At 63.3% G+C, this 10842-nt stretch carries 8 protein-coding genes; 7 read left to right on the forward strand and 1 reads right to left on the reverse strand.

Annotated elements, in window-relative coordinates:
* Positions 1 to 268: 268 nt before the first annotated feature.
* The gene (locus ENZ75_RS08240) at positions 269 to 838 is read left to right on the forward strand and encodes a putative glycolipid-binding domain-containing protein (RefSeq protein ID WP_063170342.1); all 570 of its coding nucleotides are present in this window, start codon (positions 269 to 271) and stop codon (positions 836 to 838) included.
* An 11-nt stretch (positions 839 to 849) separates the two neighbouring features.
* Here the strand turns inward: ENZ75_RS08240 and ENZ75_RS08245 are convergent, their stop codons facing one another.
* Positions 850 to 2706, reverse strand: a complete 1857-nt coding sequence (locus ENZ75_RS08245; protein ID WP_063169070.1) for a CHASE3 domain-containing protein — start codon at positions 2704 to 2706, stop codon at positions 850 to 852.
* 258 nt (positions 2707 to 2964) lie between these two features.
* Between ENZ75_RS08245 and ENZ75_RS08250 the strand changes: the two genes are divergently transcribed.
* From ENZ75_RS08250 to ENZ75_RS08275, 6 genes are all read left to right on the forward strand, one after another.
* A complete protein-coding gene (locus tag ENZ75_RS08250) occupies positions 2965 to 4218 on the forward strand; it encodes an aspartate kinase (protein ID WP_063169069.1) in 1254 nt (417 codons plus the stop codon).
* Between the two features lie 83 nt (positions 4219 to 4301).
* Positions 4302 to 6572 (forward strand): phosphoenolpyruvate--protein phosphotransferase, encoded by a 2271-nt coding sequence (gene ptsP, locus ENZ75_RS08255; RefSeq protein ID WP_063169068.1) that lies wholly within the window; start codon positions 4302 to 4304, stop codon positions 6570 to 6572.
* A 10-nt stretch (positions 6573 to 6582) separates the two neighbouring features.
* A complete protein-coding gene (prfA, locus tag ENZ75_RS08260) occupies positions 6583 to 7662 on the forward strand; it encodes a peptide chain release factor 1 (protein WP_013529461.1) in 1080 nt (359 codons plus the stop codon).
* The gene (prmC, locus tag ENZ75_RS08265) at positions 7655 to 8527 is read left to right on the forward strand and encodes a peptide chain release factor N(5)-glutamine methyltransferase (RefSeq protein WP_063169067.1); all 873 of its coding nucleotides are present in this window, start codon (positions 7655 to 7657) and stop codon (positions 8525 to 8527) included. The genes prfA and prmC overlap by 8 nt, the downstream gene beginning before the upstream one ends.
* A 303-nt stretch (positions 8528 to 8830) precedes the next feature.
* Entirely contained in the window at positions 8831 to 9775 is a 945-nt protein-coding gene (locus ENZ75_RS08270) for a DUF4167 domain-containing protein (RefSeq protein WP_024503799.1), read from the forward strand.
* A 219-nt stretch (positions 9776 to 9994) separates the two neighbouring features.
* The coding region (locus ENZ75_RS08275; protein WP_128278016.1) for a Clp protease N-terminal domain-containing protein at positions 9995 to 10842 on the forward strand (848 nt) is incomplete at its 3' end.

Raw genomic sequence — 10842 nt, forward strand, 5'->3', positions numbered from 1 at the left:
CTACAGCGCCGCGCGTCCTCTTGGACGCGCAAAGGACGCTGTAGCACTTTAGATTCTGCGCATGATCCTTTCCGAAATCGACTTCGATTTCGGGGTCATGCGCTAGGAAGTCGGGCGTGAAGCCGCGAATGTCAAGGCAACAATTTTCCTCTGCCGGCAGGGAGCCGGATTCTGTCAGGGCATGTCAGCTGGAGTGCGCTGCGGTGAAACACAATTGGCCTGGCGGGCGAAGGAACACATCATCGTTTTGAACTCGAAGGAGGTGACGATGACAGCAATGACGGCTTCGATCCTCTGGCATCGGCTGGACGTGGAGGGGCATGATGCCTGTCTGCTTGCGCAGACCGATGGCGGGCACAGCCTCAAGGGACAAGCCATCTTCATCCAGGACGGCAAGCCGTGCTGCCTCGCCTACGGGGTGAATTGCGATGCCGGCTGGCACACGCGGGCGGCGCTTGTCGAAGGCTTTCTCGGCACGCGCCAGCTGCACTATGCGATCGAACGCGATTTCAACGGCCAGTGGACGCTGAACGGCGAAGTCCAGCAGGGTGTCGACGGTCTTGTCGACGTCGATCTTGGCTTCACACCGGCATCGAACCTGCTGGCGATCCGCCGGTATGGCCTCGGGATCGGCGAAGCGTCGCCTGCCCCGGCCGCCTACCTGACTTTCCCTGAACTGAGCCTGGTGCGCCTCGATCAGACCTATCGGCGTCTCGACACGGTTCGCTATGCCTATGCCGCGCCGGTGTTCGGCTATGACGAGACCCTCAACGTCTCGCCGCACGGCTTCGTTGTCGACTATCCCGGCCTTTGGAGACGCGCGGCTGCGTCAGGCTGAAGCGATTGTGATCAGTCCGCTGCGACCTGCGTCGTGCCAAGCACGTCACGCAGTTTCGCTGCCAGTTGCTCGATGGTGAAGGGCTTGGCGAGGAAATGCACGTCGTGGTCGAGCACGCCGTTGTGGACCACGGCGTTCCTGGTGAAGCCGGTGGTGAAGATCACCTTCAGCAGCGGCATGCGGGCAACGGCCTCTTCCGCCAGCTTGCGGCCGTTCATGACGGGCATGACGATGTCGGTGAACAGCAGGGCGACCTTCGGGTTTTCCGCCAGTTTCTGCAACGCTTCCTCGCCACTCGCGGCATCAATGACGGTGTATCCGAGTTCGCGTATGGCCTCGGTGGTGGAGACCCGCACGCGGGCATCATCCTCGACGACAAGGATCGTTTCGGCGACCGGTGCGGCGGAGTTGTCGCCGCGCCCGGTGGGCACGGCCGGCTCTTCGGCGCCGAAATACCGCGGCAAGTAGATCTTGATTGTCGTGCCTTCGCCGGGCTCGGAATAGATGTTGACGTGGCCGCCCGACTGTTTGACGAAGCCGAACACCTGGCTCAATCCAAGGCCGGTGCCCTTGTTGACCGGCTTGGTGGTGAAGAAGGGTTCGAAGGCCTTGGCCATGACATCGGGGGTCATGCCCGAACCGGTATCGCTGACGGCGATCATCACATACTGGCCGGCCGCGACTTCTGCATGGGCGGCGGCGTAGCTGTCGTCGAGATGGCTGTTGGCGGTCTCGATGGTCAGCTTGCCGTCATCGCCCATGGCGTCGCGGGCGTTGACGGCCAGGTTGAGAACGGCGTTCTCGATCTGGCTCGGGTCGGCATGGGTTTTCCACAAGCCTCCCGCCAGCACCGTTTCGATGCGGATGGTTTCGCCGAGTGCCCTACGGATCAGGTCGGACATCCCGGTCAGCAGGCGGTTGGCGTCGACGATCTGCGGCGCCAGCGGCTGCTGACGCGAGAAGGCGAGCAGCCGGGCCGTCAGATTGGCGGCACGGGTCGCGGCATCGATCGCCGCGTCGATGAATTGTGCGATGTCGTGCTCGCCGCGCGCCAGCTTGCGCTGGGCGAGGTTCATGGCGCTGATGATCACCGCCAGCATGTTGTTGAAGTCGTGGGCGATGCCGCCTGTAAGCTGGCCGACCGCCTCCATCTTGTGCATCTGGCGGATCTGGGATTCTGCCTTTTCACGTGTCTCGATCTCTCTGCCGAGCGCGACGTTCTTGCGCACCAACTCCTCCTGGGCGACCGCCACCTCAAGGAAGCGGCGGCGCGATTCCCTGATCGCGTAGCCGGCAAGCAGGAAGATCGCCAGCAGTGCCGCCACCGAACCGATGCGTAGCCAGGTCTCGACCTGGTCGGTATGCGCGTCGCGCGCGGCGACGGCTGCGGCGCTGATGCGTCGGACCGTATCCATGCTGGTTCGGATTTCGTCCATGACTGCCTTGCCCTGGCCGCTGCGAATCAGATCCAGCGCTTTCGTCGCATTGCCCTGGTCGTACAGGGCAATCGTCTCGGCCAGTTCAGCCTGCTTTTGCGAAAGCGCGTCCTTGATGTGGTTGATCGGCTGGACGAACTGGTCGTCGGGGGCGGTCAAGCTGTCGATACGGGCAAGTTGCCCCGGAATGGCGCCGACAGCGCTCCGATAGGGTTCGAGATAGGATTTCTCGCCGGTCAGCAGGTAGCCACGCTGGCCGTTCTCGGCTTCCTGTGCCAGAGAAAGCAGACCCGAAAGCAATTGCTGATATTCGATTGCCTCGCGCGCGGCGGCGCGGTTGGCCCGCTGTTCCTCGACCAGCATGGCACGGCTGCCGACAATAAGCGCCAGCACCGCAAAGCCTGCGACAAGCGGGAGCGATTGCCATCGCATGGCACGTCGAAACCGAGCAATCATCATCTGCTATGCCGAACCAAAAGAATTCCCCGCAGGCAGCATTTCGTAGGCGGCGCCGGGGCGGAAGGCAATATGCCGGCTTCTGGAGCCGGCAATTGGCCGCCAGCCTTGCGAAACCTTCGTCATTTGGCTAAGGAGGCCGCGCATTCAGCGGCCGGCGTCAGCCGGCCTTCCGCTTTTCGGGATTCCGGCTTTTGGCTGGGATCCGGCTTCAGGCAAAGGCATTTCGCTCCCATGGCGCGCATCGTGATGAAATTCGGCGGAACCTCCGTCGCCGACATCGCCCGCATCCGCAACGTGGCGCGTCACGTCAAACGCGAGGTCGACGCCGGCCATGAGGTGGCGGTGGTCGTTTCGGCGATGGCCGGGAAGACCAACGAACTGGTCGGCTGGACGCGTGAGGCCTCGCCGATGCATGACGCACGCGAATATGATGCGGTCGTCGCTTCCGGCGAGCAGGTCACGGCCGGCCTGCTGGCCATCACTTTGCAGAACATGGGCGTGCACGCCCGCTCCTGGCAGGGCTGGCAGATCCCGATCAAGACCGATAATGCGCATGGGGCGGCGCGCATCCTCGACATTGACGGTGCGTTCCTGATCAAGCGCTTCGGCGAGGGCCAGGTGGCGGTGATTGCCGGGTTCCAGGGCATCGGCCCGGACAATCGTATTGCCACGCTCGGCCGCGGCGGCTCCGACACCAGTGCTGTCGCCATCGCCGCGGCGGTCAAAGCCGATCGCTGTGACATCTACACCGATGTCGACGGGGTCTACACCACCGATCCACGCATCGAGCCCAAGGCGCGGCGGCTGGCCAAGATCTCGTTCGAGGAAATGCTTGAAATGGCCTCGCTCGGCGCCAAGGTTCTGCAGGTGCGTTCGGTCGAGCTTGCCATGGTGCACAGGGTGCGTACCTTCGTGCGGTCGTCCTTCGACGATCCCGATGCGCCCGGAATGGGGGATTTGCTCAATCCGCCCGGAACGCTCATTTGCGACGAGGAAGAGATCGTGGAACAGCAGGTCGTCACCGGAATTGCCTACGCCAAGGACGAAGCGCAGATTTCACTGCGCCGGGTCGGCGACCGGCCGGGCGTTGCCGCCGGCATCTTCGGGCCGCTGGCCGCGGCCAACATCAATGTCGACATGATCGTCCAGAACATTTCCGAGGACGGCAAGTTCACCGACATGACCTTTACCGTGCCGTCGGGCGATGTCGACAAGGCGCTGGCCGTGCTTGAACGCCTCAAGGCCTCGATCGGCTACGATGTCGTGCAGTCGGAAGCCGGCATGTCGAAGGTTTCGGTCATCGGCATCGGCATGAGGAGCCATGCCGGCGTCGCCGCCACCGCTTTCAAGGCGCTGGCCGACAAATCGATCAACATCCGCGCCATCACGACCTCGGAGATCAAGATTTCGATCCTGATCGACGGCCCGTATACGGAACTTGCGGTTCGTACTTTGCATTCCGTCTACGGTCTGGATAAGCAGTAGCGAGAACGATTTGAGTTGTTGCGTGTGCGCCGGTCGCGGTGGAAACTGCGGCGGGCAGAATGCCCATTGGAGAACAAGCCGCGATGCGTGATCAGGCCAGTGGCCCGCGCGTTTTGCTCAAACGGCTCCGCGAGCTCATGCAGGAGCCGCTGGAGCCGCAGGAGCGGCTTGACCGGATTGTGCGCGACATCGCCTCCAACATGGTCGCGGAAGTCTGCTCGCTCTATGTGCTGCGTGCCGATTCGGTGCTCGAACTCTACGCCACCGAAGGCCTGAACCCGAACGCCGTCCATTTGGCGCAGTTGCGGCTGGGCCAAGGCCTGGTCGGCACCATCGCCGCCAGCGCGCGGCCGCTCAACCTGTCCAATGCGCAGGAACACCCTGCCTTCGCCTACCTGCCGGAGACCGGGGAAGAGATCTACAACTCGTTCCTGGGCGTGCCGGTGCTGCGGGCAGGGCGCACGCTGGGCGTGCTGGTGGTGCAGAACAAGACCATGCGCCACTACCGCGACGACGAGGTCGAGGCGCTGGAAACCACGGCGATGGTGATCGCCGAGATGATCGCCACCGGCGATCTGGCGCGGCTGACCCGGCCCGGCCTCGAACTCGATCTGCGCCGTCCTGTCAGCTTCACCGGCCTGTCCTTCAATGAAGGCGTCGGGCTTGGCCATGTCGTGCTGCACGAGCCGCGCATCGTCGTCACCAATCTGTTCAACGAGGACAGCGAGGAAGAGGTTCGCCGGTTGGAGACCTCACTCAGCTCGCTCAGGCTGTCCATCGACGACATGCTGGAACGCCGCGACGTCGCCTTCGAGGGCGAGCATCGCCAGGTGCTGGAAGCCTATCGCATGTTCGCCAACGATCGCGGCTGGGTGCGACGGCTGGAAGAGGCGATCCGCAACGGCCTGACGGCCGAAGCGGCGGTGGAAAAGGTGCAGAGCGACATGCGCGCCCGCATGCTGCACATGACCGATCCCTATCTGCGCGAGCGGATGAGCGATTTCGACGACCTCGCCAACCGCCTGCTGCGCCAGCTGATGGGGCGCGGGCCGGAAGATGTCGCGGCATCGCTGCCTAAGGACGCCATCATCGTCGCCCGTTCGATGGGGGCTGCCGAACTGCTCGATTATCCCCGCGACAAGATGCGCGGGCTGGTGCTCGAGGACGGTGCAGCGACCAGCCACGTCGTCATCGTCGCGCGTGCCATGGGCATCCCCGTCGCCGGCCAGATGAAGGGCGCTGTTTCCATGGCGGAAAACGGCGATGCCATCATCGTCGACGGCGAGGAGGGCGTGATCCATTTACGGCCGCAGCCCGATCTCGAGGCCGCTTATGCCGAAAAAGTGCGTTTCAGGGCGCGCCGGCAAGAGGTCTACCGCGAACTGCGCAAGAAGCCGTCGACGACCAGGGATGGTGTCCAGGTCGATTTGCTGATGAATGCCGGTCTCGCCGTCGACCTGCCGCAGCTTGCCGAAGCGGGTGCGGCCGGCATCGGTCTGTTCCGCACCGAATTGCAATTCATGGTCGCTTCCACCTTTCCCCGGGCCGAGGCCCAGGAAAAGCTCTACCGCGACGTGCTCGAAGCGGCGCGCGGCAAGCCCGTCACCTTCCGCACCATCGACATTGGCGGCGACAAGGTGCTGCCCTATTTCAAGGGCGCGATCCAGGAAGAGAACCCGGCGCTTGGCTGGCGGGCGATCCGCCTGACGCTCGACCGGCCGGGCCTGCTGCGCACCCAGATACGCGCTTTGCTCAAGGCCAGCGGCGGGCGTGAGCTGAAGCTGATGCTGCCGATGGTGACCGAACTCGGCGAGATCACCCAGGCACGCGAGATCATCGACCGCGAGGTGCGGCATTTGTCGCGCTTTGCCCATCATTTGCCGACCAGCCTGAAGCTGGGGGCGATGCTTGAAGTGCCGTCGCTGCTGTTCCAGCTCGATGAATTGATGAAAGCGGTCGATTTCGTCTCGGTCGGTTCGAACGATTTGTTCCAGTTCGTCATGGCCGTCGACCGCGGCAACACGCAACTGGCCAACCGCTTCGACACGCTGTCGGCACCCTTCTTGCGCGTCCTCAAGCAGATCGCCGATGCCGGCGTCCGCAATCACACGCCGGTGACGCTATGCGGCGAACTCGCCGGCAAGCCGATCTCGGCGATGGCGTTGATCGGACTCGGTTTCCGCTCGATCTCGATGTCGCCGGCCTCGATCGGGCCGGTCAAGGCGATGCTGACGGAACTGCCGCTGGACGAATTGAAGGCGTTTTTCGACGACAATCTGATGGCTCCGGCACAGGGCCTGCCGATGCGGGCGCTGCTGCAGGCCTTTGCCGACGACCGTTCGATCCCGTTATAGCAGCCTCATCATGGTCAATTTGCCCCGCGATCGTATGGATCAAGTCGTCAAGCGTTTCGAGATGCTCGAAGCGCAGATGTCGGCCGGCCCGGCGCCGGACGCCTATGTGCGCATGGCGTCCGAATATGCCGAAATCCAGGACATGGTGGCCAAGGTCAGGGCGCTGCGCGCGGCCGAGCATGAACAGGCCGACCTCGAAGCCATGCTTGCCGACAGGGGCACCGACGCCGAGATGCGGGCGCTGGCCGAGGCCGAGCTGCCAGGGGTCGAGGACCGCATCGAGGCGCTGCAGAAGGACATTCAGATCCTGCTGTTGCCCAGGGATGCCGCCGACGACAAGAACGCCATTCTCGAAATCCGCGCCGGCACCGGCGGCGATGAGGCCGCGCTTTTCGCCGGCGACCTGTTTCGCATGTACGAACGCTACGCCGCCGAACGCGGCTGGCGTTTCGAGACCGCCTCGGCCAGCGATGGCGATGCCGGCGGCTACAAGGAAATCATCGCCACGGTGTCGGGCAAGGGCGTCTTTGCGCATCTGAAATTCGAATCCGGCGTGCATCGCGTGCAGCGCGTGCCGGCGACCGAGGCCAGCGGGCGCATCCACACGTCGGCGGCAACCGTCGCGGTGCTGCCCGAGGCCGAAGAGGTCGACATCGACATCAGGGCCGAAGACATCCGCATCGACACGATGCGCGCCTCGGGTTCGGGCGGCCAGCACGTCAACACCACCGATTCGGCCGTCCGCATCACCCATCTGCCGACCGGCATCATGGTCGTGCAGGCTGAGAAATCGCAGCACCAGAACCGCGCCAAGGCGATGCAGATCCTGCGCGCCCGCCTCTATGATCTCGAACGCGGCAAGGCTGACGAGGAGCGCTCCGAATCGCGCAAGTCACAGGTCGGCTCCGGTGACCGCTCGGAACGCATCCGCACCTATAATTTCCCGCAAGGGCGCGTCACCGACCATCGCATCAATTTGACGCTCTACAAGCTCGACCGGGTGATGATGGGCGAACTCGACGAGATCATCAACGCGCTGATCGCCGATCATCAGTCCAAGCTGCTCGCCGACATCGGCATCGATGACTGACCTGCCCAACGCGCTCGGGCCGCTGCTGCGGGAAGCGCGGGCTCGGCTCGGCAGCACCGTCGACGACCCGGCGCTCGATGCGAGGCTGATCGTCGAGCATTTTTCGGGCACGACGCGCACGCAAGCCATTGCGGACCCCGAACGCAGGGTCGGCGCCGGCGCTGTTGCCGAAATCGATGCCGCGTTGAGACGCCGCGCCGGCGGCGAACCTGTGCATCGCATCCTCGGCTATCGTGAATTCTACGGTTTGCGCCTGGCGCTGTCGCCGGAAACGCTGGAACCGCGGCCGGATACCGAAACGCTGGTCGAGGCGATATTGCCCTTCGTCAAGGCGGTTGCGACGCAGGAAGGCGAGTGTCGCATCCTCGATCTTGGCACCGGCACCGGCGCCATTGCGCTGGCGCTGCTCAGCGTCGTGCCGACGGCTAATGCCACCGGCGTCGATCTGTCCGCGGGTGCGCTGGCGACGGCGGCCCGCAATGCCGGGCAACTTGGTCTTGCGGGCCGGTTCACGGCGCTGCAGTCGGACTGGTTCGAAAAAGTTTCCGGCCGGTACCATGTAATTGTCGCAAACCCTCCCTATATATCTTCCGAAGACATTGGAAATCTGCAGGACGAAGTCCGCAATTTCGACCCGCGCCTAGCCCTGGATGGCGGCGCGGACGGTCTGAACCCCTACAGAACCATCGCTGCGGAAGCGGCAAGGTTTTTGGAAATTGAAGGCAGAATTGCGGTCGAGATCGGCCATACGCAACGCAACGAGGTCTGCGAGATATTCACTGCAGCCGGCTACGTGCCGGGCAGTGTTTTCCGTGACCTCGGTGGAAACGACAGGGTTATTGTCTTTGAAAGGATAAAGCCTTGACGCAGTGCAAAAAAGCGCTTGGCAATGCCGGGGAATGCGGCTAGGGTCGCCTTAACCGGATGAGACGAAGCAGGCAGTGCTCTTAGCGATTCGGTTTTCCTTGGAAATAGCTGCCTTCTTGCGCAAACGATGCCCAAGCTTCGTGCGGGAATCGTCCGGCAAGTGATGTAACCGGAACAGGATGACACGTGGCGCCAACGCAATCGATGCGGGCGAACGCCGGTGAAGAGACGAAACGGCTGGCTGCATGAGCGCCTCCGTTCGTGAAGAGTTTTTCGAAAATTTCAAAATGAAGAGAGTTTGATGAGGCCACAACAGCAGAACAGGCGCATGCGCGGTCGCAACAACAATGGCGGCGGCGGTGGTAACAATAACAACAATAACAACAACAACCGCAAGGGGCCTAATCCCCTGACGCGCAACTACGAGAGCAATGGCCCGGACGTGAAGATCCGCGGTTCGGCTCAGCAGATCGCCGAAAAATACGCCACCCTTGCCCGTGATTCACACAGCTCCGGCGACCGGGTCATGGCGGAGAACTATCTCCAGCACGCCGAGCATTACAATCGCATCATCGCGGCCGCACAGGCGCAGATGCCGATCCAGAACACGCAGCAGAATCGCGATGATTTCGACGATGATGGCGATGAGGACCGCGACGATTTCGACAATAGCGGCAACAACAGCAACGCTGCTTCCGACGTCCAGATCCCGGTGGTCAACCATGGCGCCGGCCCGCAGCCGGTTATCGAAGGTACGCCGGCCGAGGTCGCGCTGAACCGGGAAGGTGGCCGCGAGGCCCGCGATAACAATGGCGGGCGCAACAATGGCGGCCGCGACAACAATGGCGGGCGCCATCGTGATCGCCGCCCCAATGGCGGCTATGGCCAGAACGGCCAGCGCGACTTTTCATCGTCCGCCGAGCAAGGTGGTCAGCCCCAGGGCAACGAGATCCCGGTCCAGGGCGAAGCCGTTTCGCCGACCGAATCTGTGGCGCCGGCCGAACCGGCTCCGTCGTTCGAGAACCTTTCCCCGGCAGGTCTTGCCGCCCAGGCCGAACTCAACGAGGCGGCCGCCGAAAGCGGTGCTGCCCGTCGTCCGCGTCGTCCGCGCCGCCCGCGCGTCAACGCCGATCAGGTTGATGGCGGTAGTGACAATGCCAGTTCCGGGACCGACGCCGGCGAGGTGGCTGCGGCCCCGGCCGACAGCGGCAACGCCCAACCGGTCAATGTCGATATCGATAACTGACCCAACGGCATTTCAAGGCATTGAGCGGCGGAGAGAAATCTCCGCCGTTTTCGTTTGGGCGGCCGTGCAATATTATGTGGTTGCCGATATCGGGACGTCTTGAGGGTTCAGCGCCTGTGCACCATATCAGCCTCAACTGGACCCGGCTCGAATGAGCGGGTCCGTCACCGCAATCGGATCCGGTGCCGCAAAGCGGGCCGGTGATGGAAGGAGACAGATATGAACCTTGAGAAATACTCAGAGCGCGTGCGCGGCTTTATCCAGTCCGCGCAGACCATGGCGCTTTCCCGCAACCACCAGCAATTCACCCCTGAACATATCCTGAAAGTGCTCGTCGACGACGACGAGGGCTTGGCCGCGTCGCTGATCGAACGCGCCGGCGGCAACATCCGCGACGTCAAGCTTGGCGTCGAGACGGCGCTCGAAGCGATGCCCAAGGTCGAGGGCGGCAATGGCCAGCTCTATCTGGCCCAGCCGCTGGCGAAAGTGTTTTCGACCGCCGAGGAACTGGCCAAGAAAGCCGGCGACAGTTTTGTCACGGTCGAGCGGCTCTTGCAGGCGCTCGCCATGGAAAAGTCGGCCAAGACCGCCGACATATTGGCCAAGGCCGGCGTCACCGCGCAGGCGCTCAACCAGGTCATCAACGATGTCCGCAAGGGCCGCACCGCCGATTCGGCGAGTGCCGAACAGGGCTACGACGCGCTGAAGAAATACGCGCGCGACCTGACTGCGGATGCCCGTGCCGGCAAGCTGGACCCCGTGATCGGCCGTGACGACGAGATCCGCCGCACCATCCAGGTGCTGTCGCGCCGCACCAAGAACAATCCGGTGCTGATCGGCGAACCCGGCGTCGGCAAGACGGCGATCGCCGAAGGCCTGGCACTGCGCATCGTCAATGGCGACGTACCGGAATCGCTGAAGGACAAGCAGCTGATGGCGCTCGACATGGGCGCGCTGATTGCCGGCGCCAAATATCGCGGCGAGTTCGAGGAGCGGCTGAAGGCCGTGCTCTCCGAAGTCACCTCGGCCAGCGGCAACATCATCCTGTTCATCGACGAGATGCACAC

This window comes from Mesorhizobium sp. M7A.F.Ca.CA.002.04.1.1 (genome assembly GCF_004022805.1).
GTDB lineage: Bacteria > Pseudomonadota > Alphaproteobacteria > Rhizobiales > Rhizobiaceae > Mesorhizobium > Mesorhizobium ciceri.